General features: G+C 71.7%; 17 protein-coding genes and 1 pseudogene. 14 read left to right on the forward strand and 4 right to left on the reverse strand.

The genetic code is table 11. The annotated features are described in order from the left end of the window. Positions 1–120: 120 nt before the first annotated feature. Together ACFYOB_RS09490 and ACFYOB_RS09495 are read right to left on the reverse strand one after the other, a co-directional pair. The gene (locus tag ACFYOB_RS09490) at positions 121–369 is read right to left on the reverse strand and encodes an antitoxin (protein WP_388556936.1); all 249 of its coding nucleotides are present in this window, start codon (positions 367–369) and stop codon (positions 121–123) included. A 23-nt stretch (positions 370–392) separates the two neighbouring features. Further along, entirely contained in the window at positions 393–581 is a 189-nt protein-coding gene (locus ACFYOB_RS09495) for a gliding motility protein (RefSeq protein ID WP_388556939.1), read from the reverse strand. A gap of 204 nt (positions 582–785) precedes the next feature. On the opposite strand from ACFYOB_RS09495, the gene miaA reads away from it, so the two are divergent. From miaA to hflX, 6 genes are all read left to right on the forward strand, one after another. Beyond that, complete coding sequence (gene miaA, locus ACFYOB_RS09500; RefSeq protein WP_388556942.1) at positions 786–1,724, forward strand: tRNA (adenosine(37)-N6)-dimethylallyltransferase MiaA; 939 nt, start codon at positions 786–788, stop codon at positions 1,722–1,724. 132 nt (positions 1,725–1,856) lie between these two features. After that, the gene (locus ACFYOB_RS09505) at positions 1,857–2,408 is read left to right on the forward strand and encodes a hypothetical protein (RefSeq protein ID WP_388557668.1); all 552 of its coding nucleotides are present in this window, start codon (positions 1,857–1,859) and stop codon (positions 2,406–2,408) included. A 66-nt stretch (positions 2,409–2,474) separates the two neighbouring features. After that, positions 2,475–3,350 (forward strand): diaminopimelate epimerase, encoded by an 876-nt coding sequence (gene dapF / locus ACFYOB_RS09510; RefSeq protein ID WP_388556945.1) that lies wholly within the window; start codon positions 2,475–2,477, stop codon positions 3,348–3,350. Between the two features lie 140 nt (positions 3,351–3,490). Next, positions 3,491–5,569: a RelA/SpoT family protein gene (locus ACFYOB_RS09515; RefSeq protein ID WP_388556948.1), complete on the forward strand. Its 2,079-nt coding sequence runs from the start codon at positions 3,491–3,493 to the stop codon at positions 5,567–5,569. A gap of 87 nt (positions 5,570–5,656) precedes the next feature. Beyond that, entirely contained in the window at positions 5,657–7,111 is a 1,455-nt protein-coding gene (locus ACFYOB_RS09520) for a M1 family metallopeptidase (protein WP_388556951.1), read from the forward strand. A 124-nt stretch (positions 7,112–7,235) separates the two neighbouring features. Next, positions 7,236–8,741: a GTPase HflX gene (gene hflX, locus ACFYOB_RS09525; RefSeq protein ID WP_388556954.1), complete on the forward strand. Its 1,506-nt coding sequence runs from the start codon at positions 7,236–7,238 to the stop codon at positions 8,739–8,741. A 91-nt stretch (positions 8,742–8,832) separates the two neighbouring features. On the opposite strand, the gene ACFYOB_RS09530 is transcribed toward hflX, so the two are convergent. After that, a complete protein-coding gene (locus ACFYOB_RS09530) occupies positions 8,833–10,002 on the reverse strand; it encodes a trypsin-like serine peptidase (protein WP_388556957.1) in 1,170 nt (389 codons plus the stop codon). 424 nt (positions 10,003–10,426) lie between these two features. On the opposite strand from ACFYOB_RS09530, the gene ACFYOB_RS09535 reads away from it, so the two are divergent. From ACFYOB_RS09535 to ACFYOB_RS09555, 5 genes are all read left to right on the forward strand, one after another. Further along, positions 10,427–11,767 (forward strand): diaminobutyrate--2-oxoglutarate transaminase family protein, encoded by a 1,341-nt coding sequence (locus tag ACFYOB_RS09535; RefSeq protein WP_388557671.1) that lies wholly within the window; start codon positions 10,427–10,429, stop codon positions 11,765–11,767. 21 nt (positions 11,768–11,788) lie between these two features. After that, positions 11,789–14,143 (forward strand): IucA/IucC family protein, encoded by a 2,355-nt coding sequence (locus ACFYOB_RS09540; protein ID WP_388556960.1) that lies wholly within the window; start codon positions 11,789–11,791, stop codon positions 14,141–14,143. A gap of 31 nt (positions 14,144–14,174) precedes the next feature. Further along, positions 14,175–14,873: a GNAT family N-acetyltransferase gene (locus ACFYOB_RS09545; protein WP_388556963.1), complete on the forward strand. Its 699-nt coding sequence runs from the start codon at positions 14,175–14,177 to the stop codon at positions 14,871–14,873. A 98-nt stretch (positions 14,874–14,971) separates the two neighbouring features. After that, positions 14,972–16,846 (forward strand): IucA/IucC family protein, encoded by a 1,875-nt coding sequence (locus tag ACFYOB_RS09550; RefSeq protein ID WP_388556965.1) that lies wholly within the window; start codon positions 14,972–14,974, stop codon positions 16,844–16,846. A gap of 52 nt (positions 16,847–16,898) precedes the next feature. After that, positions 16,899–18,869, forward strand: coding sequence for an ATP-dependent DNA helicase (locus tag ACFYOB_RS09555; RefSeq protein ID WP_388556968.1), 1,971 nt, complete (start codon positions 16,899–16,901; stop codon positions 18,867–18,869). Positions 18,870–18,943: 74 nt separating this feature from the next. On the opposite strand, the gene lexA is transcribed toward ACFYOB_RS09555, so the two are convergent. Then, the gene (gene lexA, locus ACFYOB_RS09560; RefSeq protein WP_215016496.1) at positions 18,944–19,735 is read right to left on the reverse strand and encodes a transcriptional repressor LexA; all 792 of its coding nucleotides are present in this window, start codon (positions 19,733–19,735) and stop codon (positions 18,944–18,946) included. 469 nt (positions 19,736–20,204) lie between these two features. On the opposite strand from lexA, the gene nrdR reads away from it, so the two are divergent. The 3 genes and pseudogenes from nrdR to ACFYOB_RS09575 form a co-directional block, all read left to right on the forward strand. Beyond that, positions 20,205–20,717 (forward strand): transcriptional regulator NrdR, encoded by a 513-nt coding sequence (gene nrdR / locus ACFYOB_RS09565; protein ID WP_328928017.1) that lies wholly within the window; start codon positions 20,205–20,207, stop codon positions 20,715–20,717. A 139-nt stretch (positions 20,718–20,856) separates the two neighbouring features. Continuing rightward, the gene (locus ACFYOB_RS09570; RefSeq protein WP_388556973.1) at positions 20,857–23,742 is read left to right on the forward strand and encodes a vitamin B12-dependent ribonucleotide reductase; all 2,886 of its coding nucleotides are present in this window, start codon (positions 20,857–20,859) and stop codon (positions 23,740–23,742) included. A 106-nt stretch (positions 23,743–23,848) separates the two neighbouring features. Continuing rightward, a pseudogene (locus tag ACFYOB_RS09575) lies at positions 23,849–23,947 on the forward strand (hypothetical protein); the annotation flags it as partial. Positions 23,948–24,357: the final 410 nt, after the last annotated feature.

Here is a 24,357-nt window from a genome sequence, read left to right on the forward strand (position 1 = left end):
TGGGTGGGGGGCGCCCGCGGGGCGCCTCCCCCCCCCCCGCGGGGGCCGCCCCCCCCGCCCCCGGGGGGGGGGGGCGGCGCCCCCCCCCCCGCGCCCCCCGCGCCCCTTTCCGGTACCGCGTCAGGAAGCGGCGGGCGGCGTCGTCGGCCCGCCGGGGGTGTCCTTGTGCGCGATCTTGCCCAGGGCGTCCTTCGCCTTGCCCGTACCGCTCGTGATCCGGTCGCTGTACTTGCCGTGGGTCTTGGAGTCCACGGCCTTCGCCACCTTGTCCAGACCCTCGGTGATCCTGCCCTCGTTCTTCTGGGCGAGGCCTTCGACCTTCTCCTTCGCCGGAGCGAGCTTGGCCTTCAGATTGTCCAGCAGGCCCATGGGTCACCTTCCGTTGGCGGTCGCTACGTACGGGCGCCGTCGCCGGCTTCGCTGTCCGCGGCCACCTCGGCCGACTGCTGCTTCGGAATCTCCACGGCTTCCGCCGCAGGAGCCTCCACGGCAGCCGCCTCGGCCGCGGTCTCCTCGGCCACGGTCTCCTCGGCCGAACCGGACTCCGCCGTCGGGGACTCGGTGGCGACCGCCTCGGTCACACCCTGGTCCTTACGGCGAAAAAGCCGATCAAAAACGCCCATGTCTACTCCTTTAACGGTACTCGTGTGAGTGAAGTTCCCCCGTGGCCGCAGGGGCCTCCACCGGGCCGAACCCCGCCAGGGCAACGACGCCTCCCCCACCCCGTCACGTAGCTCGATCGGGTACATGAGCGTGTCTTGACCGGGGGCTGCGAGACTGGGGCAGTGAGGAAAGCAGCCCCCGCACCGCGGGTCATCGCCGTCGTCGGTCCCACCGCGGCCGGAAAGTCCGATCTGGGCGTAGCCCTGGCCCGCCACTTCGACGGCGAAGTCGTCAACGCCGACTCCATGCAGCTCTACCGGGGGATGGACATCGGCACCGCCAAGCTGACGACCGAGGAGCGCGGCGGCGTCCCGCACCACCTCCTGGACATCTGGGACGTCACCGAGACCGCCAACGTCGCCGAGTACCAGCGGCTGGCCCGCGTCGAGATCGACAAGCTCCTCGCCGAGGGGCGCACGCCCGTCCTCGTCGGCGGGTCCGGCCTTTACGTGCGGGGCGCCCTGGACGCCATGGAGTTCCCCGGCACCGACCCCGAGGTCCGAGCCCGGCTGGAGGAGGAGGCCACCCTGCGCGGCCCCGGCGCCCTGCACGCCCGCCTCGCCTCCGTCGACCCGGCCGCCGCCCGGGCGATCCTGCCCAGCAACGGCCGCCGGATCGTCCGCGCGCTGGAGGTCATCGAGATCACCGGCCGCCCCTTCACGGCCAACCTGCCCGGCCACGAGTCCGTCTACGACACCGTGCAGATCGGCGTCGACGTGGCCCGGCCCGAGCTCGACGAGCGGATCGCGTTGCGCGTGGACCGGATGTGGGAGGACGGGCTCGTGGACGAGGTCCGCGAGCTGGAGGCACGGGGCCTGCGGGACGGAATAACCGCCTCCAGGGCGCTCGGCTACCAGCAGGTGCTCGCCGCGCTCGCCGGGGAGTGCACCGAGGACGAGGCGAGGGCCGAAACGGTCCGGGCCACCAAGCGGTTCGCCCGGCGGCAGGACTCGTGGTTCCGCCGCGACCCGCGCGTGCACTGGCTCAGCGGCGCCGCCGCGGACCGGGGGGAACTCGCCGGGCTCGCGCAGACGTTGGTCGAACGAGCGGTCACAGCCTGATCACGTGATGGCATCGGGACGCCCCGGGCGCCCGTCGAGGGGTCGGCGGCGTGCCATCATCAAACTCCAGCGGGTGTGGTCACCCGCAGTGAATTGCGGCGTACTGAGTCCGAGTGGGGAGGGCGCGTGGCGATGGAGGCCGGCCCTCGTGACACCGGGCGGGACGACACCCGGCAGGAAGCGGACCCGAGGCTTCTCGACCGGAGGGACGGGTCCCCCGACCCGACGGACGGGTCCGCGGGGCCCGACGGCCCCGCCGGACTCGGCCTGCCCGCCGACCCCGCGCGGCTGACCCCGGACGGCCCGGACGCACCGGACTCCGCGGAGGCCGAGGCCGCCGCCGGACCCGCGGTCGAGGTCGAGCTGCGCCCGCAGCGCCGCCTGCGCCTGTGGCAGATCGCCCCCATCGCGGTGCTCGCCGCCGCGGGATCGCTGATGTTCGCCTTCCCGCTCGCCTTCGAGTTCGGCGACGGCGGAGCCGTGGTCGCCATGCTCGGCTTCCTCATCAGCTGCTGCGCCGGAGGCTGGGGGATGATGGCCGCCCGCCGGGTGGGCTACACCTGGCCCGGGCTCCCGGCCCGGGGGAGCGGCCGCCGCCCCGACTGGCGCATGGCCGCGCTGTACGCCCTGGTCGTGCTGGCCGTCGTCAGCCTTGCCGTGTACCGCGTCGCCCGGCTGCGCTGACCGCGCCCGGGCCGCGCCGCGGGGCCTGCGCAGCGCCCCTGAACTGCGGCTCGGTACCATGAGCGGGTGACGCACACCACCCTCCCCTTCCTCAAGGGCCACGGCACCGAGAACGATTTCGTGATCGTCCCGGACCCGGACAACTCGCTGGAGCTGCCCGCGTCCGCCGTCGCGAAGCTGTGCGACCGCCGAGCCGGGATCGGGGCGGACGGCGTCCTGCACGTCGTCCGATCCGCCGCGCACCCCGACGCCGCACACCTGGCCGGCCAGGCGGAGTGGTTCATGGACTACCGCAACAGCGACGGCTCCATCGCCGAGATGTGCGGCAACGGCGTACGCGTCTTCGCCCGCTACCTCCAGCACGCCGGCCACGTCGAGCCCGGCGACCTCGCGATCGCCACCCGCGGCGGCGTCAAGCACGTCCACCTCGACAAGAGCGGCGACGTCACCGTCTCGATGGGGCGCGCCGTCCTCCCCGAGGGCGAGGTCACCGTCTCGGTCGGCGAGCGCAGCTGGCCCGCGCGCAACGTCAACATGGGCAACCCGCACGCCGTGGCCTTCGTCGACAGCCTCGACGACGCAGGGAACCTGTACGCCGCCCCGCCGTTCAGCCCGGCGTCCGCCTACCCGACCGGGGTCAATGTCGAGTTCGTCGTGGACCGCGGCCCCCGGCACGTCGCGATGCGCGTGCACGAGCGAGGCTCCGGCGAGACCCGCTCCTGCGGCACCGGCGCCTGCGCGGTGGCCGTGGCCGCCATCCGCCGCGACGGAGCCGACCCGGCCGCCACCGGCCGGCCGGTCACCTACACCGTCGACCTCCCCGGCGGAACCCTGGTCATCACCGAGCACCCCGACGGGCAGATCGACATGACCGGACCGGCCGTGATCGTGGCTGCGGGGGAGTTCGAAGCGGCCTGGCTCACCGAAACGGCCTTCGCCTGAAGCTTCCCTCTAATGGGTGATCCGTTTCACGCTCAGCGAGAGGTGGACTGCGCCACGTGGTGGGGTCGGTAACATCAGGCACCGGCCCTGAGGGCTCACCCCATGCCCGCCACCGCCGGTCGAAGCCGCCGGAGGTGCCCATGAGTGCAGAGGCCACGAACCCCGAAGCACACCCCGAAGCGCGCCCTGAGCTCCGCAGACGGGGCCGGACCAGGCTCGATCTGCGCCGGCTCGGCCGCGCGGCCCTGCTGGGGCCCACGTCCCGCGACCGCCTCCCGGACGCCATCGGGCACGTCGCCGAGGCGCACCGCGCCCACCATCCGGACGCCGATCTGTCCGTTTTGCGCCGCGCTTACGTCCTCGCGGAGACCTCACACCGCGGTCAGATGCGAAAAAGTGGTGAGCCGTACATCACACATCCGCTCGCCGTGACCCTGATCCTCGCCGAACTCGGCGCCGAGACAACCACCCTGACGGCCTCTCTGCTCCACGACACCGTCGAGGACACCGAGGTGACCCTCGATCAGGTACGCGAGGAGTTCGGCGACGAGGTCTGCTTCATCGTCGACGGCGTCACCAAGGTCGAGAAGATCGACTACGGCGCCGCCGCCGAGCCCGAGACCTTCCGCAAGATGCTCGTCGCCACCGGCAACGACGTCCGCGTGATGTCCATCAAACTCGCCGACCGGCTGCACAACATGCGCACCCTGGGCGTGATGCGACCCGAGAAACAGGCCCGTATCGCCAAGGTCACGCGCGACGTGCTCATCCCGCTCGCCGAACGGCTCGGCGTCCAGGCCCTCAAGACCGAGCTGGAAGACCTCGTCTTCGCGATCCTGCACCCCGAGGAGTACGAGCACACCCGCGCGCTCATCGCGGCCCACGCGGGGGAACGCGACCCGCTGCCCGCCATCGCCGACTCCGTACGCACCGTCCTGCGCGAGGCCGGCATCGCCGCCCAGGTGCAGGTCCGCCCGCGGCACTTCGTCTCCGTGCACCGGATCGCCCTCAAACGCGGCGAGCTGCGCGGCTCCGACTTCGGCCGTGTCCTCGTCCTCGTCGGCGAGAACGCCGACTGCTACGCGGTCCTGGGAGAGCTGCACACCTGCTTCACCCCGGTCGTATCGGAGTTCAAGGACTTCATCGCCGCCCCCAAGTTCAACCTCTACCAGTCGCTGCACACCGCCGTCGCCACGCCCGAGGGCTACGTCGCCGAAGTCATCGTGCGGACCCGGCAGATGCACCGCGTGGCGGAGGCGGGCGTGGTCGCCCTCGGCAATCCGTACGCCACCGCGACGGCCGACGCCGCGGAATGCGACGAGGAGCGGGTGGACCCGACGCGGCCCGGCTGGCTGTCCCGGCTGCTCGACTGGCAGCAGTCCGCGCCCGACCCGGACACCTTCTGGAGCGTGCTGCGCGCCGAGCTGGCCCAGGACCGGGAGATCACCGTCTTCCGCGCCGACGGCGGGACGCTGGGTCTGCCGGCCGGTGCCAGCTGTATCGACGCCGCCTACGCGCAGCACGGCGAGGCGGCCCACGGCTGTATCGGCGCCCGGGTCAACGGGCGCCTCACCTCCCTCTCCTCCCCGCTGTCCGACGGGGACACCGTGCAGCTGCTGCTCGCGCAGGACGCCTCCTCGGGGCCCGCCGCCGAGTGGCTGGACCACGCGCGGACCCCGGCCGCCCGGATCGCCATCAGCAGCTGGCTCGACGCCCATCCCGACCGGGCGATGGCCACCACCTCGGCCGCGCGGGCGCCGCTGTCGGTGGTCGGGGCCCGGGGCGGCGGGGCCAACGCCGTCGCCGACCTGCCGGACGCCCCCGTCCGGCTCGCCGGATGCTGCACCCCGGTGCCGCCGGACGCGGTCGCCGGGTTCGTGGTCCGGGGCGGGGCCGTCACCGTGCACCGTGTCCACTGCGCCGCGGTCGCCCAGATGCGCGCGGTGGGGCGTACTTCCGTCGCCGTGCACTGGCGGGCCACGGCGGACTGCCGGGTCACGCTCCTCGCCGAATCGTTCGGCCGCCCCCATCTGCTCGCCGACCTGACCGAGGCCATCGCCCGCGAGGGGGTCGAGGTCGTCTCCGCGACCGTGGAACCCCCGGTCGAGCAGCGGGTGCGGCACAGCTACACCCTCCAGCTGCCCGACGCGGCCGGGCTGCCCGCCCTGATGCGGGCGATGCGCGACGTGCCCGGCGTCTATGACGTCAGTCGCGCGTAGGCCGGGTCGGCGCCGGAAGGTCCCGTTCGGGTGGACTCGTCGCGCGCCGTTCGCGGCAGCGCGGCGGGCGCTGGTAAGCGGTGGTGGATGCAGCTCACCTCACCGCGCCTGCGCGCCGCCCTGCTCACCGCGGCCTCCCTCTCCCTCGTCGCCGCCGTGCTGCCCCCGCCGGCGGCGCTGGGCATCGGCGACCGGCTGTTCCCCGAGCTCGGGAACCCCGGGTACGACGTGCTCTCTTACGACCTGTCCTTCACCTACAAGGACAACCGCACCCCCCTCGACGCGGTCACCGTGATCGACGCCCGCGCCCTGCAGCCCCTGGACCGGATCAACCTGGACTTCACCCACGGAAAAGTGGCGTCCGCCGAGGTCAACGGCGAGCCGGCGCGGTTCGAGAGCGTGGGGGAGGACCTCGTACTGACCCCCGCACACCCCCTTCCGCGCCATGTGCCGCTGCACATCACGGTCCGGCACACCAGCGACCCACGCGGACGCGGGGACGGCGGCTGGGTGCCCACCGAGGACGGCCTGGCCATGGCCAACCAGGCGGACGCAGCCCACCGCGTCTTCCCCTGCAACGACCACCCCGCCGACAAGGCCTACTTCACCTTCCGGGTCACCGCCCCGGAAGGGCTCACGGTCGTCGCCAACGGGCTGCCGGTCCTTCCCGCCCTCCGCACCCTGCGTGCGGGCTCCTCGAAGACGTGGACGTACCGGACGCGGCACCCGATGGCCACCGAGCTGGCCCAGGTCTCCGTCGGCCGCTCCGCCGTCGTCCACGGAACCGGACCGCACGGGCTGCCGCTGCGCGACGTGGTGCCCGCCCGGGACCGGGAGAAGCTCGACCCCTGGCTGAAGAAGACCGCCGGGCACATCGCATGGATGGAGGAGCGCGTCGGCCGCTACCCCTTCGAGAACTACGGGGTGCTGATCGCCCGGGCCACCACCGGCTTCGAACTGGAGACGCAGACCCTCTCGCTCTTCGAACACGGCCTGTTCTCGGGCGACGGCTACCCCGAGTGGTACGTGGAGGCCGTGATGGTCCACGAACTCGCCCACCAGTGGTTCGGCGACAGCGTCGCCCCGCGGACCTGGTCCGACCTGTGGCTCAACGAGGGGCACGCCACCTGGTACGAGGCCTTGTACGCGGACGGGCTCGGCAAGTACTCCCTGGAGCGACGCATGCGCGAGGCGTACCAGCGCTCCGACCAGTGGCGGGCGGCGGGCGGCCCCCCGGCGGCTCCGAAGGCCGCCGCCCCGGGCCAGAAGATCGGGCTGTTCCGGCCCGTGGTGTACGACGGGGCGGCGCTGATCCTCTACGCGCTGCGCCAGGAGATCGGTACGGAGGCCTTCGACCGGGTCGAGCGGCGCTGGGTGGCGGACCACCGGGACGGGGTCGCGGGCACGGACGATTTCGTACGCCTGGCCTCCGAGGAGGCGGGCCGGGACCTGAAGGACTTCCTGGAGCCGTGGCTGTACGGGGAGACGACCCCCGCCATGCCCGGGCACCCGGAGTGGAGCGGGACCGCGGCCGGCAAATAAAGGGTGTGACCGCCGGGGAACGGGCATGTCACCATCGACGGGGCCGTTCGGGGAATCCCCCGGCGGTGTGACACGTTGGACGTGACAGTTCCAGCAGTGCTATTCGAATCGACGTAAGGATCCAATGACCTCCTCTTCTTCCCCTTCCCAGGACGCGCGGGACGCACGGGACGTGCCGGACTCGCCGAGCTTCACCGAGAGCCTTCGGGCCGATGCCCTGATGGAAGAGGACGTCGCCTGGAGCCACGAGATCGACGGAGACCGGGACGGCGAGCAGTTCGAACGTTCCGAGCGTGCGGCCCTGCGCCGCGTCGCCGGCCTCTCCACCGAGCTCGAAGACGTCACCGAGGTCGAGTACCGGCAGCTCCGCCTGGAGCGTGTCGTCCTCGTCGGTGTCTGGACCTCCGGCACGGTGAACGACGCGGAGAACTCCCTCGCGGAGCTCGCCGCCCTCGCCGAGACGGCGGGTGCCCTCGTACTCGACGCCGTGATCCAGCGCCGCGACAAGCCGGACCCGGCCACCTTCATCGGATCGGGCAAGGCGCGCGAGCTGCGCGACATCGTCATGGAGAGCGGCGCCGACACCGTCGTCTGTGACGGCGAGCTCAGCCCCGGCCAGCTCATCGCCCTCGAAGACGTCGTCAAGGTGAAGGTGGTCGACCGGACCGCCCTGATCCTGGACATCTTCGCCCAGCACGCCAAGTCCCGAGAGGGCAAGGCGCAGGTCGCTCTCGCGCAGATGCAGTACATGCTGCCGCGCCTGCGCGGCTGGGGTGCCTCGCTGTCCCGACAGATGGGTGGCGGCGGCGGTGGCGGCATGGCCACCCGAGGCCCCGGTGAGACCAAGATCGAGACCGACCGGCGACGGATCCGCGAGAAGATGGCGAAGATGCGCCGGGAGATCGCGGAGATGAAGACCGGCCGTGACATCAAGCGGCAGGAACGGCGCCGCAACAAGGTGCCGTCGGTCGCCATCGCCGGCTACACCAACGCGGGCAAGTCCTCGCTGCTCAACCGCCTCACGGGCGCGGGCGTGCTGGTGGAGAACGCGCTGTTCGCCACCCTCGACCCGACCGTGCGCCGGGCCGAGACGCCGAGCGGCCGGGTCTACACCCTGGCCGACACGGTCGGCTTCGTCCGGCACCTGCCCCACCACCTCGTCGAGGCCTTCCGCTCCACGATGGAGGAGGTCGGCGACTCCGACCTCATCCTGCACATCGTGGACGGCTCGCACCCGACGCCGGAGGAGCAGCTGGCGGCGGTGCGCGAGGTGATCCGCGAGGTCGGCGCGGTGAACGTGCCCGAGATCGTGGTGATCAACAAGGCGGACGCGGCGGACCCGCTCGTCCTTCAGCGGCTGCTGCGCATCGAGCGGCACTCCATCGCCGTCTCGGCGCGCACGGGCATGGGCATCGAGGAACTCCTCGCGCTCATCGACACCGAGCTGCCGCGGCCCGAGGTCGAGGTGGAGGCCATGGTGCCGTACACCCGCGGCTCGCTGGTCGCCAAGGCACACGCCGAGGGTGACGTGATCTCCGAGGAGCACACCCCGGAGGGCACCCTGCTCAAGGCACGGGTCCACCAGGAGCTGGCGGCGGACCTGGCGCCGTACGCGCTGGCGAAGCGGTGACGCACGGACGCATGACGTGCTGACGTGCATGTGAGAAGGCCGAGGCCCCCTGCGGTGCAGGGGGCCTCGGCCTTTCTCCGTCGTTCCGGGGCTACTTGAACTTGCCGCTCACCGCGGTGAAGATGCCCTGCGCCTCCGGACCCAGCCGGGGTCCGGCCAGCCAGCCCGCCTTGGCCGGGCCGATCGAGGTGTTCGACACCAGCGCAGGCTTGCCGTCCGCGCCCGCCGCGACCCAGCCGCCACCGGAGGAACCGCCAGTCATGGTGCAGCCGATGCGGTACATCACCGGGTCGTTCGCCGTCAGCGACAGCCGGCCCGGCCTGTCCGCGCACTGGTAGGCCTTCTGGCCGTCGAAGGGCGCCGCCGCCGGGTATCCGGTGGCCGTGAGGCTCGCGACCTTCGTCACCGCCGGGGCGTTGAACTCCACCGGGAGCGCCGAACCGACCGTCTCCTCAAGGGACTTGCCGCTGCCCTTCTCGGGAGTCACGTGCAGCACCGCGAAGTCGTACGGGGCACCCGCGCCACCGGTCGGGCCGCCGTTCGCGATCCACTGGTCGGAGGTCTGCGCCCAGTCGCTCCACCAGACGCCGTACGGGGCCACCTGCTCGCGGGGTGCGCCCTTGAGCTGCGCCGCCGGCCTGCCCGCGTTGTTGTAGGACGGGACGAAGGCGATGTTGCGGTACCAGCCACCGGACTTGCCCGCGTGCACGCAGTGGCCCGCCGTCCAGACCAGGTTGGACTTGCCGGGGTGGGCCGGGTCCTTGACCACGGTCGCCGAGCAGACCATCGAGCCCTCGGGGCCGTCGAAGAAGACCTTGCCCGCCTGCGGAACGCTCGTGTGGTAGGGCGTGTTCGCCGCCTTGGCCGTCACCGGCGCCGGGGTCGGGTCGGTCACGCCCTGGTCCTTGCCCGCGTCCGGGTCGACGGCCGGCTGCTGCGGCTGCTCGGCGTCACGCATCCGGTCCGGGTCCCACAGGCCCTCGATGATCGGGTTGACGTAGTCGCCCGCCTCGCGGAGCCAGTCCTCCTTCTTCCAGTTCTTCCACGCACCCCCCTTCCACTTCTCCAGGTCGATGCCGTGCTCTTTGAGCTTGTCCTTGAGCCCGTCGGGGATCTTGATCCCGTCCTTGCCCGGAAGGCTCGCCGCCACGGTCGGCTTGGCGTCGCCGCCGGCCTCCCCGTCGCCGGGGCCGCAGGCCGCGGCGGTCAGCGCGAGCGCGGCCGCGCACAGGATCGCGGTGACCGGTCGGTTCGGTCGCATGTCGTTCGTCCCCCTGGTGGTTTCGAGGCGTGGAGTGCAGCACCCCACTATGCCGCCGTGGTGAGGGACGGCACAGCCCGGGGCTGCGGTTCCCCGGCCCTCCCGCCTTGCCGGGCAAGGATCTTGCGTCCACCCGTGATCCCTCGCCGTCACCGTCGTTGGTACGTACGGGGGATGGATGGGCAGCGTTCGTGTTCGAGGCGCAATCCGGAAGTGCAATCCGTGCGGGAGGACGACACTCGTGGCTTTGACCGAGCCGGCCGCGGCCGAGGCCGCCGCACAGAACACGCCTCAGAGCGCCCAGGGGTTCACGGCGGAGTTCACGGAAGAGGTCGCAGAAGAGTTCCCGGCGGAGATCGCGCCTCAGAGCACACCGCAGAGCACGCCCGACATCGCGCCGCAGGTGCCGTCGCAGGGGAGCCGGGTGCCAGGACCCGGCGCGGCCGGGGGAGTTGGCGGGCCCGGCCGGTCCCCCTCCCCGGACGGCATCCTGCGCAGACAGGCGCAGCGGGAGTCCGCCGCCCGGACGTACGCCCGCTCGCTGCCCATCGTCCCCGTGCGGGCCCGCGGGCTGACGATCGAAGGCGCCGACGGGCGCCGCTACCTCGACTGCCTCTCCGGGGCCGGAACCCTCGCCCTCGGGCACAACCACCCGGTCGTGCTCGAAGCCATCCGCAAGGTCCTCGACTCCGGGGCTCCGCTGCACGTGCTCGACCTCGCGACACCGGTCAAGGACGCCTTCACCACCGAGCTGTTCGCCAACCTGCCACCGCAACTGGCCGCCGACGCCCGCATCCAGTTCTGCGGACCCGCCGGCACGGACGCCGTGGAGGCCGCCCTCAAGCTGGTCCGCACCGCGACCGGTCGCTCGGGCCTGCTCGCCTTCACCGGGGCCTACCACGGGATGACCGCCGGAGCCCTCGCCGCCTCGGGCGGCGCCCAGGACGTACGGGTGACCCGGCTCCCGTACCCGCAGGACCACCGCTGCCCGTTCGGAATCGGCGGCCCCGAGGGGGCCGAACTCGGGGCCCGCTGGGCGGAGAACCTCCTCGACGACCCCAAGGGCGGGGTACCCGCCCCCGCCGGCCTGATCGTCGAACCCGTACAGGGCGAGGGCGGGGTCCTCCCGGCCCCGGACGCCTGGCTGCGCCGGATGCGGGAGATCACCGAGGCGCGGGGGATCCCGCTGATCGCCGACGAGGTACAGACGGGAGTGGGCCGCACCGGTGCCTTCTGGGGGGTCGACCACGCCGGGGTGGTGCCCGATGTGATGGTGCTGTCCAAGGCGATCGGCGGCAGCCTGCCGCTCGCGGTCATCGTGTACCGGGCGGGCCTGGACATCTGGACCCCCGGCGCCCACGCGGGCACCTTCCGCGGCAACCAGCTCGCCATGGCCGCCGGAGCCGCCACGCTCGCCTTCGTCCGCGAGAACCGGCTCGCCGAGCGCGCCGCCGCCCTGGGCGAGAGCATGCTGACCGCCCTGCGCGGCCTGGCCTCCGCCCAGCCCTGCATCGGGGACGTCCGGGGGCGCGGCCTGATGATCGGCGTCGAACTGGTCGACCCCGACACCGGGTCGGCCGCGCCGGCCCTGGCCGCGGCCGTCCGCCAGGAGTGCCTGGACCGCGGCCTGATCGTCGAACTGGGCGGCCGCCACAACGCCGTCGTCCGGCTGCTCCCTCCACTGACCTTGACCGACGAGCAGGCCGCGGCGGTCCTAGACCGCCTGGCCGACGCCATCCCGGCCGCAGCCCGACGACCCCACTGACCCGGACCCCGAGGACCCGCGATGCCCGATCCGCACCAGTCCACCCCGCCCCACAGCGGGCCGCTCCCGCAGTCCCCGGCCCCCGCGGCCGCCGGACCCGCGGACCCCGCCCCCGCACAACACCAGGCACCCGATCGAGCCCCCGCCCCTGACCCCGACCCCGGCGCCCAGCTGGCCCCCGGGTCACCCACGCCGCCCGAGCGAGGTGCCCAGGAGGACCCCGGCCACGCCGAGGTCCAGCAGCGCCCGGCCCCCGCGGCGTCTCCCGACACCGCCCCCGGGCTCGTTCCCCCCGCGCCACCGCTGCCGCCGCCGACTCCCGCCGATCCTCCTCGGACCACCGGGCCCGGGCAGGCATCCGTACCGCCGCCCGGAGCCGCCGAACGGTACGAGGCCTCCGCCGACCGCTCCCCGGCCGACCGCTCCCCGGCCGTCGAGTCCCGTCCCACAGTCCCGGCCCCCACCGCCGGAGCAGCGCACCAGCAGCCCCCCGCGACCGGAATCGAGGCGGCGGCCACCGTGCCGCGTCAGAAGGACGGCACGCCCAGACCCCGGCCCGGCTGGGCAGGTCCCCCCACAGTGGCGCCGACAGCGGTGCCCGACTTCCTGGACCACCCCGACCCGGCCGTCGCCGCCGAGGGAGCGGCAGTGGAGAACCTCCTCCGCTGCTGGGTCCGCGAAGCGGGCCTTCGCCGCCCCGACGGCCTCGCCGGGACCCCGCTGCGCATCCCCCTCCCCGCATCCGGCGCGGCCCTGGTCGTCCCCGTGCGGTACTGGTCCCCCACGGGATGGCACCGCTTCGGCCCGGCCCGGCTGGCCGCCGCCCCCGCCGCTGCCCCCGCCCTGGACGCCGTCACCCTGGCCGCCCTGATCGCCCGCGAGGGCACAGGCACACATGCGGCCACGGTCGCAGCCACAGCCGCGGGCCCCTGCGGCGTCCGCGGCAGCGCCGACCTCGTCGGCCGGGTCGCCGACTCGGTCCGCCGCACCGCCGAGTTCATCGCCGACCGGCGCGAACGCCCCGCCGCCCCCTCCCACATCGGTGTGGACCGCTTCCTGACCGCCGAACAGTCCCTCCTCCTCGGCCACCCCCTCCAGCCGGACCCGAAGAGCCGCGAAGGACTTTCCGAGACCGAAGTGCGCCGCTACTCACCAGAACTCCACGGCTCCTTCCCCCTGCACTGGTTCGCCGTCGCGCCGTCCGTCCTCGCCACCGAATCAGCCTGGACCGAACGCGGCCGTCCCGTCTCGGCCACCGCGCTGCTCGGCCGGCTCGCCCCCGGACTCTCCCTCCCCGACGGCGCTATCCCCCTTCCCCTTCACCCCTGGCAGGCCCGCGACCTGCTCCAGCGCCCCGCCGTCGCCGCCCTCCGCGACGCGGGACTCCTGCACGACCTGGGCCCGTACGGCGCCCACTGGTACCCCACCTCCTCCGTCCGCACCGTCCACCGCCCGGGCGCGCCCGCGATGCTCAAGCTCTCCCTGGGCCTGCGCATCACCAACTCCCGCCGGGAGAACCTCCGCAAGGAGCTCCACCGCGGTGTCGAAGTGCACCGGCTGCTCCGCACCGGCCTCGCCGAGCAGTGGCAGACGGCCCACCCCGGCTTCGACATCGTCCGCGACCCCGCCTGGGTCGCCGTCGACTCCCCGGACGGCACCCCCGTCCCCGGACTCGACGCCCTGCTGCGCCACAACCCCTTCCGCTCCGGCGACGACGCCGTCTGCGTCGCCGCGCTCACCTCGCCCCGCCCCTGGCCCGGGCGGACCACCATCAGCTCGCGGCTCGCCGAGATCGTCTCCGCCCTCGCCGCCGCCACCGGACGCACCACCTCCGCGGTCTCCGCCGAGTGGTTCCTGCGCTACCTCGACCATGTGGTCCTTCCGGTCCTCGCCTTCGACGCGCTCGCCGGCATCGCCCTCGAAGCGCACCAGCAGAACACCCTGGTCCTCCTCGACCCGGTCGGCTGGCCGGTCGGCGGCCGCTACCGCGACAACCAGGGCTACTACTTCCGCGAGTCCCACCGCACGGAACTGGAGCACCGGCTCCCCGGCATCGGCAGCCTCAGCGACACCTTCGTCTCCGACGCCGTCACCGACGAACGCTTCGCCTACTACCTCGGCATCAACAACGTGCTGGGCCTCATCGGCGCCTTCGGATCCCAGCGGCTCGCCGACGAGCGCGTGCTCCTCGCCGCCTTCCGTCGATTCCTCGGCAAGACCTCAGGCCTCGGCCCGCTCCCCGCGAGGCTGCTCGACTCGCCCACCCTGCGCTGCAAGGCGAACCTGCTCACCCGCCTGGGCGGCCTCGACGAACTCGTCGGACCCGTCGACACCCAGTCCGTCTACGTCACCATCGCCAACCCCCTCCACGATTGACGCGTCGCCGCCGACGCGGGGAAGAGCCCCCATGCCCACCACAAACGCCCCCGCCGATCCCGTCCGCCCCGCCACCCACGCCACCGGCCTGGTCCGGCCCCTCGACGACACCTTCGAACTGCGGCGCACCGCCGAGCTGTTGCCCCTGCTCGCCGAGGCCGACCTCCTCGACTCCCCGGCGACCTGGGGCAGCACCGACACCCCCGCCGGAGCCTTCCGCCTCGATCCCGTACGCCCCGGCCGAGACCTGGAACTCCTCACCGGCTGGATGAACGACCCCGAGGTGGCCGCCTACTGGGAGCTCGCCGGCCCCGCTGCCGTCACCGCCGCCCACCTGCGGGCCCAGCTCGACGGGGACGGCCGCAGCATCCCTTGCCTCGGTCTCCTCGATGGCACACCGATGAGCTACTGGGAGATCTACCGGGCCGACCTGGACCCGCTCTCCCGCCACTACCCGGCGCGCCCCCACGACACGGGTATCCACCTGCTCATCGGAGACGGCCCGAACCGCGGCCGGGGCCTGGGCACCACTCTGCTGCGCGCCGTCGCCGACCTGGTGCTCGACAACCGCCCTCGCTGCACACGCGTGATCGCGGAACCGGACATCCGCAACACCCCCTCCGTATCGGCCTTCCTGAGCTCCGGATTCCGCTGTTACACGGAAATCGACCTTCCCGAGAAGCGCGCGGCCCTGATGGTCCGGGAGCGGGCGCTGCGCAATCTCCTCTGACTGCCGCCCCGCACACCCTGACCCGTCGTCGCTCTTCGCACCTCTCCCTTTGATAACTCTGCGTGACGAAGCGCAGTTCCCGATCTCCGAGGAGTCCCGTGCCGAATTTTCCCGCAGCCCCCGACTCCGCCGAACCCTCCGCGCCCCACTCGCCCCAGCACCCCCGCACACCCCCCGAACTCAACCGCGCGACCTGGGACGGCGCCGCCAGGCGACTGCTCGCCAAGATGCTCGCGGAGTTCGCCTACGAGGAGATCATCAGCCCGGTCCCGGTCCCTGTCCCCGCCCCGGCCGCCGCCGCCGACGGCGACGCGTGGACCCTGACCCTGGACGACGGCAGCAGTCTCGGCTTCCGGGCCCGCCGCCGCGCCTACGGCAGCTGGCACGTCGCCCCCGACACGATCACCCTCACCCCGCCTCCGTCCTCACGACAGCCGCCGACCCCCTTCGGGGACCCGTACGCCTTCCTCACCCGCTCCCGCACCCTCCTCGGCGTCGACGGAGTCACCCTCGGCCACCTCGTCCGAGAGCTGAGCGCCACCCTCTGCGCCGACGCCCGGATCGATCACACCGCGCTCACAGCCGACGTCCTCGCCGACCTCGATTACGCCGCGCTCGAAGGCCACCAGACCGGCCACCCCTGGCTCGTCCTCAACAAGGGGCGCATCGGTCTATCCGCATCCGACACCGCCGCCTGGGCCCCCGAGTCCCGCACCCGCCAACGGCTGCCCTGGCTCGCCGCCCACACCTCGCTCGCGACCTACCGCGGCACCGCCGGCCTGGAGGATCCCGCCCGCCTCTACTCCGCCGAGCTCGACCCCGTCACCCGCGCCGCCTTCGACCAGGCCCTGCGCGACCGCGGCCTGGACCCGCTCCACTACCTCTACCTGCCGGTCCACCCCTGGCAGTGGGACGAGGTCGTCCTCCCCCTCTTCGCCCCGGCCCTCGCCTCGGGTGCCCTCGTCCCGCTCCCCGCCGATCCCGACGTGCGCCTGCCGCAGCAGTCCATCCGTACGTTCCTCAACCTCACCCGTCCCGACCGGCACAGCGTCAAGCTCCCGCTCTCCGTCTTCAACACCATGGTCTGGCGCGGCCTGCCCAGCGACCTCGCCCTCGCCGCCCCCGCCGTCACCGCCTGGATCCACTCCCTGCGCGATGCCGACCCCTTCCTCCGCGACGAATGCCGGGTCATCCTGCTCGGCGAGGTCGCCTCCGTTACCGTCCGCCACGCCGTCTACGACGAGCTTCCCGAGGTCCCGTACCAGTACAAGGAGCTCCTCGGCGCGATCTGGCGCGAGCCCCTGACCGGCCGCCTCGCATCAGGCGAGCGTGCCCGCACGCTCGCCTCGCTCCTCCACACCGACCCGCGCGGCCGTTCCTTCACCGCCGAACTCGTCGCCCGGTCCGGGCTGACCCCCGAGGCCTGGCTGCAGCGCCTGTTCGCCGCCGTGCTCCCCCCGCTCCTGCACTTCCTCTACCGCTACGGCACCGTCTTCTCCCCGCACGGAGAGAACGCCATCGTGATCTTCGACGAACAGGACGTCCCGGTCCGCCTCGCGGTCAAGGACTTCGTGGACGACGTCAACATCAGTGCCGAACCGCTGCCCGAGCTGGACTCCCTGCCCGAAGAGGTCCGGGCGGTCCTGCTCACCGAGCCCGCGGACTTCCTGCCGCAGTTCATCCACTCCGGGCTCTTCGTCGGCGTCTTCCGCTACCTCTCGGCCCTGTGCGAGGACCGCCTCGGCGTCCCGGAGAGCGAGTTCTGGTTCCTCGTACGGGCGGAGATCCTCCGCCACCAGGCCCGCTTCCCGGAGCTCAAGGACCGCTACGAGCTCTTCGACCTGCTCGGCGAGCGCGTCGGACGGCTCTGCCTGAACCGGAACCGGCTCTACGAGGACGGCTACCGCGACCGCCCGACACGCCCGCACGCCGTACAGCACGGCACCGTACCCAACCCCCTTTACCGGCCGTGAACCCTCGTCCGTGCCGTCGCTGTCGGTGGAGCCCCGTAGGGTTGGCAGTGCTATGACGAAGCCCTCCCTCCCCGACCTGCTGCACGCCGCCGTCTCCGCCGTCGGCGGCACGGAGCGCCCCGGCCAGGTGGCCATGGCCGAAGCCGTCGCCGAAGCGATCGACGACAACTCCCACCGGCTCATCCAGGCCGGAACCGGCACCGGCAAGTCCCTCGGCTACCTGGTGCCGGCGCTCGCGCACGGGGAACGGGTGGTCGTGGCCACCGCGACCCTCGCACTCCAGCGCCAGCTCGTCGAGCGCGACCTGCCGCGCACGGTGGAGGCACTGCACCCGCAGCTGCGCCGCCGCCCGCAGTTCGCCATGCTCAAGGGCCGCTCCAACTATCTGTGCCTGCACCGCCTGCACGAGGGTGCGCCGCAGGACGAGGAGGAGGGCCTCTTCGACCAGTTCGAGGCGGCCACCCCCACCAGCAAGCTCGGCAAGGACCTGCTGCGCCTGCGCGACTGGGCGGACGAGACGGAGACCGGCGACCGCGACGACCTGACCCCGGGCGTCTCCGACAAGGCCTGGGGGCAGATCTCTGTCTCCTCCCGCGAGTGCCTGGGCGCGACGAAGTGCGCGTACGGGGCCGAGTGCTTCGCCGAGGCCGCGCGTGAGCGCGCCAAGCTGGCGGACGTGGTCGTCACCAACCACGCGCTGCTCGCCATCGACGCGATCGAGGGCGCCCCGGTGCTGCCCCAGCACGAGGTGCTGATCGTGGACGAGGCGCACGAGCTGGTCTCCCGGGTGACCGGGGTCGCCACCGGCGAGCTCACCCCGGGGCAGGTCAACCGGGCGGTGAAGCGTGCCGCCAAGCTGGTCGACGAGAAGACGGCCGACTCCCTGCAGACTGCCTCGGAGTCCTTCGAGCGGGTCATGGAGCTGGCGCTCCCCGGCCGGCTGGAGGAGATCCCCGAAGACCTCGGCTACGCGCTCATGGCTTTGCGGGACGCCGCGCGCAATGTGATCTCCGCGATCGGCGCGACCCGCGACAAGTCCGTCCACGACGAGGACGCGGTCCGCAAGCAGGCCCTGGCCGGCGTGGAAGGCATCCACACGGTGGCGGAGCGGATCACCAACGGCTCCGAGTACGACGTCGTCTGGTACGAGCGCCACGACCGCTTCGGCGCCACCGTCCGGGTCGCCCCGCTGTCCGTGTCCGGCCTGCTGCGCGAGAAGCTGTTCGAGGACCGCTCGGTGGTCCTGACCTCGGCCACCCTCAAGCTCGGCGGCGACTTCAACGGGGTCGCGGCCTCGCTGGGCCTGTCCCCCGAGGGGGTCGAGGGGGACGACGCGCCGCTCTGGAAGGGCCTGGATGTCGGCTCGCCCTTCGACTACCCGAAGCAGGGCATCCTCTACGTCGCCAAGCACCTGGCCACGCCGGGCCGCGAAGGCACCCGCGGCGACATGATGGACGAGCTCGCCGAGCTGATCGAGGCGGCCGGCGGTCGTACCCTCGGGCTCTTCTCCTCCATGCGCGGAGCCAAGGCGGCCGCCGAGGAACTGCGCGGCCGGCTCGACAACCCGATCCTGCTCCAGGGCGAGGAGACGCTCGGCGAGCTGATCAAGGCCTTCGCGGCGGACCCGAAGACCTGCCTCTTCGGAACGCTGTCGCTTTGGCAGGGCGTGGACGTGCCCGGACCCAGCTGCCAGCTGGTCGTCATGGACAGGATTCCGTTCCCGCGTCCCGACGACCCGCTGATGAGCGCCCGGCAGAAGTCGGTGGAGGAGCACGGCGGCAACGGATTCATGGCCGTCGCGGCGACGCATGCCGCCCTGCTGATGGCCCAGGGCGCGGGTCGGCTCGTACGGGCCAGCGGCGACCGGGGTGTCGTCGCGGTGCTGGACCCCCGACTGGCCACGGCGCGGTACGGGAGCTTCCTGCGGGCGACACTGCCGGACTTCTGGTACACGACGGACCGCAATCAGGCCCGGCGCTCACTGGCCGCCATCGATGCTTCCGCGAAGGCCGACGGCAAGTAGGCAGCGGGCTGCGGGCATGGAACAACCCCCGGGACCGGCGCAGTGGATCCCGGGGGCTGGATGGTGGCGGCGGGTCAGACCCGCCGCAGTACTGCGACGACCTTGCCGAGGATGGTCGCCTCGTCACCGGGGATCGGCTGGTAGGCGGAGTTGTGGGGGAGCAACCACACGTGGCCGTCCTCGCGCTTGAACCGCTTGACGGTGGCCTCGCCGTCCAGCATCGCGGCGACGATGTCTCCGTTCTCCGCGACCGGCTGGCGACGGACCGTGACCCAGTCGCCGTCACAGATCGCGGCTTCGATCATCGAGTCGCCGACGACCTTGAGGACGAAGAGCTCACCGTCGCCGACGAGCTGGCGGGGGAGCGGGAAGACGTCCTCGACCGACTCCTCGGCGAGGATCGGGCCGCCGGCCGCGATCCGGCCGACCAGGGGAACGTAGGAGGCGGCGGGCTTGCCGGTGGTGTCCGTGGGCTGCGAGCTGGGCTGGTCGGAGCCCCGTACCTCATACGCCCGGGGGCGGTGCGGGTCGCGGCGCAGGAAGCCCTTCCGCTCCAGCGCCATCAGCTGATGCGCGACCGAGGAGGTGCTGGACAGGCCGACCGCCTGGCCGATCTCCCGCATCGACGGCGGGTAACCCCGCCGCTGCACCGAGTCGCGAATGACCTCGATGACCCTCCGCTGCCGGTCCGTGAGCCCGGAGCTGTCGGCGCGGATGCCTGGAGGTCGACCTGGCAGCGAGCGTGCGGGGCGTACGGGCTCCGCCTCCGGGTTCAGGTTTGCATCGTTCATGGCGTGCACCGGCTCAAGTCGGCTCTGGGAGCGGTTCTGGGCAGTGATGGTGGCGCTGTCTGCGGTGGTGGTCACGTCGGCCCCTCTCGAAATGTTCTCCCTAGCTGGACAACGGTAGTTGCTTTCGAAAGGTTGCGCCAAACACACGTTCGAGTGAAAAATCGCGGATCGTCCCGCGTGGGTACATCGAGGGGTGGTATGGACGATCGGTTCACCGAACGCGGGTTCGGCTCGGCATCCGCCGCTTACGGTACCCTTCCCGGTCGGGTCGCCGCCTTCGGGGCCTGGCTCCAGTGTGGCACCGCGAGGCCTCGTATCCGGCTATCGGACGCCGCGACACGCAGGGTCGGGTAAATCCGCCACAACCCAAGATCTAGTGGTTGGATGAGCGCGGCCACCCAGAAGTTGTGGTCCTCGGTCTGTTGAGGGTCCCGGCATCGCATATGCTTGTGGCTGCTTCACGAGCCCCCGGCAGAGCCTGTCTCTGTCGTTCAGGGGCCTCGTGGGGTGATTCAGTCGTGCCAAGAGGGAGGGTGAGGGAACCATGCACTGCCCCTTCTGCAGGCACCCCGACAGCCGCGTCGTCGACAGCCGCACCACGGACGACGGCACGTCGATCCGCAGGCGCCGTCAGTGCCCCGACTGCTCCCGTCGCTTCACGACGGTGGAGACGGCCTCGCTGATGGTGATCAAGCGCAGCGGGGTGACCGAACCCTTCAGCCGTACCAAGGTCATCTCCGGCGTGCGCAAGGCGTGCCAGGGGCGGCCGGTCACCGAGGACGCCCTCGCCAAGCTCGGCCAGCGGGTCGAGGAGGCGGTGCGCGCCACCGGGAGTGCCGAGCTGACCACCCACGACGTGGGTCTGGCCATACTCGGCCCGTTGCAGGAACTCGATCTGGTCGCCTACCTGCGCTTCGCGTCCGTTTACAAAGCGTTCGACACCCTCGAAGACTTCGAGACCGCAATCGCGGAGCTCCGCGTGCCACGGCCTCACCCCGAAGAGCGCGAGCCCGGTGGGACCGGTTCGGTCCCCGTGCCCGCCTCCGCCGCCGACTGACCGGACGGCCCGCCCCGCACTGCAATCGCAACGCGGAGCGGCCGGTGAGTCAGGCGAAGAGACGTAGATACAAGACACAGCACCGTGCCGCGGAATAGCGCTGGCACTTTAGGGCGTTTTGCCCGCATTGGGAGGCGGCATGACAGAGACGGCGAGCAGCTCGGCACGTGGTTCCCGCGCCAAGGGGACCAAGGCCGCCAAGGGCGGCCTGCGTATCGAGCGCATCCACACCACCCCCGGCGTGCACCCTTACGACGAGGTGAGCTGGGAGCGCCGTGACGTCGTCATGACCAACTGGCGCGACGGCTCGGTCAACTTCGAGCAGCGTGGCGTCGAGTTCCCCGACTTCTGGTCGGTGAACGCGGTCAACATCGTCACCAGCAAGTACTTCCGCGGCGCGGTGGGCACCCCGCAGCGCGAGACCGGTCTGAAGCAGCTGATCGACCGGATCGTGAAGACGTACACGAAGGCCGGCGAGGACCACGCCTACTTCGCGTCGCCCGCCGACGTGGAGATCTTCGAGCACGAGCTGACCTACGCCCTCCTGCACCAGATCTTCAGCTTCAACTCCCCGGTGTGGTTCAACGTCGGCACGCCCCAGCCGCAGCAGGTCTCCGCCTGCTTCATCCTGGCCGTCGACGACTCCATGGAGTCGATCCTCGACTGGTACAAGGAAGAGGGCATGATCTTCAAGGGCGGCTCCGGCGCCGGCCTGAACCTCTCCCGCATCCGCTCCTCCAAGGAGCTCCTCTCCTCCGGCGGCAACGCCTCCGGCCCGGTCTCCTTCATGCGCGGCGCCGACGCGTCCGCGGGAACGATCAAGTCGGGCGGCGCCACCCGCCGCGCGGCCAAGATGGTCGTCCTGGACGTGGACCACCCGGACGTCGAGGCCTTCATCGAGACCAAGGTGAAGGAAGAGGAGAAGATCCGCGCCCTGCGTGACGCGGGCTTCGACATGGACCTGGGCGGCGACGACATCACGTCCGTCCAGTACCAGAACGCCAACAACTCCGTCCGCGTGAACGACGAGTTCATGACGGCCGTCGAGAACGGCACCGAGTTCGGGCTGCGTGCCCGTATGACCGGCGAGGTCATCGAGAAGGTCGACGCCAAGGCGCTCTTCCGCAAGCTGGCCGAGGCCGCGTGGGCCTGCGCCGACCCGGGCATCCAGTACGACGGTGTGATCAACAACTGGCACACCTGCCCCGAGTCCGGCCGCATCACCGCGTCCAACCCCTGCAGCGAGTACATGCACCTGGACAACACGTCCTGCAACCTCGCCTCGCTGAACCTGATGAAGTTCCTGAACGACGACGGCAAGGGCAACCAGTCCTTCGACGCCGAGCGCTTCGCCAAGGTCGTCGAGCTCGTCATCACGGCGATGGACATCTCCATCTGCTTCGCGGACTTCCCGACGCAGAAGATCGGCGAGAACACCCGCGCCTTCCGCCAGCTGGGCATCGGCTACGCCAACCTCGGCGCCCTGCTGATGGCCACCGGCCACGCGTACGACTCGGACGGCGGCCGCACCCTCGCCGCCTCGATCACCTCGCTGATGACCGGTACCGCGTACAAGCGCTCCGCCGAGCTGGCCGCCATCGTCGGCCCGTACGACGGCTACGCCCGCAACGCCGAGTCGCACAAGCGCGTCATGAAGCAGCACGCCGACGCCAACGCCGTCGCGCCGCGCACCGAGGACCTGGACAACGCGATCTGGGCCGCGGCGACCGAGGCCTGGCAGGACGTCCTGCGCCTCGGCGAGAAGAACGGCTTCCGCAACTCCCAGGCCTCCGTCCTGGCGCCGACCGGCACCATCGGTCTCGCGATGTCCTGCGACACCACCGGTGTCGAGCCGGACCTGGCCCTGGTCAAGTTCAAGAAGCTCGTCGGCGGCGGCTCGATGCAGATCGTCAACGGCACCGTCCCGCAGGCCCTGCGCCGCCTGGGTTACCAGGAGGAGCAGATCGAGGCGATCGTCGCCCACATCGCCGAGCACGGCGTGGTCGTCGACGCCCCGGGTCTGAAGACCGAGCACTACGAGGTCTTCGACTGCGCCATGGGCGAGCGTTCCATCTCCGCGATGGGCCACGTCCGCATGATGGCCGCGATCCAGCCCTGGATCTCCGGCGCGATCTCGAAGACGGTCAACATGCCGGAGTCGGCGACCGTCGAGGAGATCGAGGAGATCTACTTCGAGGCGTGGAAGCTGGGCGTCAAGGCGCTCGCGATCTACCGCGACAACTGCAAGGTCGGCCAGCCCCTCTCCGCGAAGAAGAAGGAAGAGGAGAAGGAGGAGGTCACCGCCAAGACGGAGGAGACCATCCGCGCAGCCGTCGAGAAGGTCATCGAGTACCGTCCCGTCCGCAAGCGCCTCCCCAAGGGCCGCCCGGGGATCACCACCTCCTTCACGGTCGGTGGCGCCGAGGGCTACATGACGGCCAACTCCTACCCGGACGACGGTCTGGGCGAGGTCTTCCTGAAGATGTCCAAGCAGGGTTCGACCCTCGCGGGCATGATGGACGCCTTCTCCATCGCCGTCTCTGTCGGTCTGCAGTACGGCGTCCCGCTGGAGACGTACGTCTCGAAGTTCACGAACATGCGCTTCGAGCCGGCCGGCATGACGGACGACCCGGACGTGCGGATGGCGCAGTCGATCGTCGACTACATCTTCCGCCGCCTGGCGCTCGACTTCCTGCCCTTCGAGACGCGCTCGGCCCTCGGCATCCACACCGCCGAGGAGCGTCAGCGCCACCTGGAGACCGGCTCCTACGAGCCCCTCGAGGACGAGCTGGACACCGAGTCGCTGGCCCAGTCGGCCCCGCTGGCCGCCGTCCCGTCGGCCCCGAAGCCGGCGGTCGCCCCGGTCCCGGCTCCGAAGACGGCGCACAGCAACGCCGAACTGGTCGAGATGCAGCTGGGCGTCTCCGCCGACGCTCCGCTCTGCTTCTCCTGCGGTACGAAGATGCAGCGCGCCGGCTCCTGCTACATCTGCGAGGGCTGCGGCTCCACCAGCGGCTGCAGCTGATACCGGGCGCAATTGCGTTGGATGCAACATCCGACGTAGTCCGCACAGGTAGCTGACCAGCAGCTCACGAAGGGGACCGGCCTCCGGCCGGTCCCCTTCGTCGTAGATGCATCGTGAGGCCGGCACCAGGCGCGCGGCGCGGGGCATCACCCTGTCCCGGGAACAGGTCTTCCGCCTGGTCACCCAGCCCCCGCAGCGGCTGTCGTTGGACCCCCTCGCGGCGCTCTGCGACACCCTCGGCTGCCAGCCCGGGGACCCCATCGAGATCCAGGTCGTCAACGAGGAGATCCGCAAGACTGCGGACGCGCACCGGTCCGTCCGCTGCCAGCCGCCCGGGACCACGATCCGTCGCCCCGAGGGCCATGGGCCGCACTCGCGACCGCCAGCGAGCCGAGCAGCGACAGGTGGCCCTCGACCGCGTGATCACGGCGTAGGCCCTGGTCTCCGGCGACTCCCACTGCCCCTCCGTGATCGTTCGCCTCGCCCCGATCCTGCACGCCGCCGGACACTCCGCCGTCCCGCCGGCCTGATCGGGACCGCCGAGGACGGGACCGGCATCTGCGAAGCCTGCGGGCACCGCCTTCGACTACACCTGCCGAGCCTGCGGGCTCGGCG

Source organism: Streptomyces sp. NPDC006463, assembly GCF_042870715.1.
Classification (GTDB): domain Bacteria; phylum Actinomycetota; class Actinomycetes; order Streptomycetales; family Streptomycetaceae; genus Streptomyces.

What these genes read in the sequence shown, in the direction of transcription:
- ACFYOB_RS09570 (WP_388556973.1), top strand. Translation starts at nt 20,857, where the DNA reads ATGACAGAGACGGCGAGCAGCTCGGCACGTGGTTCCCGCGCCAAGGGG.
- ACFYOB_RS09505 (WP_388557668.1), top strand. Translation starts at nt 1,857, where the DNA reads ATGGAGGCCGGCCCTCGTGACACCGGGCGGGACGACACCCGGCAGGAA.
- ACFYOB_RS09520 (WP_388556951.1), top strand. Translation starts at nt 5,657, where the DNA reads ATGCAGCTCACCTCACCGCGCCTGCGCGCCGCCCTGCTCACCGCGGCC.
- ACFYOB_RS09490 (WP_388556936.1), bottom strand. Translation starts at nt 369, where the DNA reads ATGGGCCTGCTGGACAATCTGAAGGCCAAGCTCGCTCCGGCGAAGGAG.
- ACFYOB_RS09530 (WP_388556957.1), bottom strand. Translation starts at nt 10,002, where the DNA reads ATGCGACCGAACCGACCGGTCACCGCGATCCTGTGCGCGGCCGCGCTC.
- nrdR (WP_328928017.1), top strand. Translation starts at nt 20,205, where the DNA reads ATGCACTGCCCCTTCTGCAGGCACCCCGACAGCCGCGTCGTCGACAGC.
- ACFYOB_RS09540 (WP_388556960.1), top strand. Translation starts at nt 11,789, where the DNA reads ATGCCCGATCCGCACCAGTCCACCCCGCCCCACAGCGGGCCGCTCCCG.
- ACFYOB_RS09515 (WP_388556948.1), top strand. Translation starts at nt 3,491, where the DNA reads ATGAGTGCAGAGGCCACGAACCCCGAAGCACACCCCGAAGCGCGCCCT.
- ACFYOB_RS09555 (WP_388556968.1), top strand. Translation starts at nt 16,899, where the DNA reads ATGACGAAGCCCTCCCTCCCCGACCTGCTGCACGCCGCCGTCTCCGCC.
- hflX (WP_388556954.1), top strand. Translation starts at nt 7,236, where the DNA reads ATGACCTCCTCTTCTTCCCCTTCCCAGGACGCGCGGGACGCACGGGAC.
- ACFYOB_RS09545 (WP_388556963.1), top strand. Translation starts at nt 14,175, where the DNA reads ATGCCCACCACAAACGCCCCCGCCGATCCCGTCCGCCCCGCCACCCAC.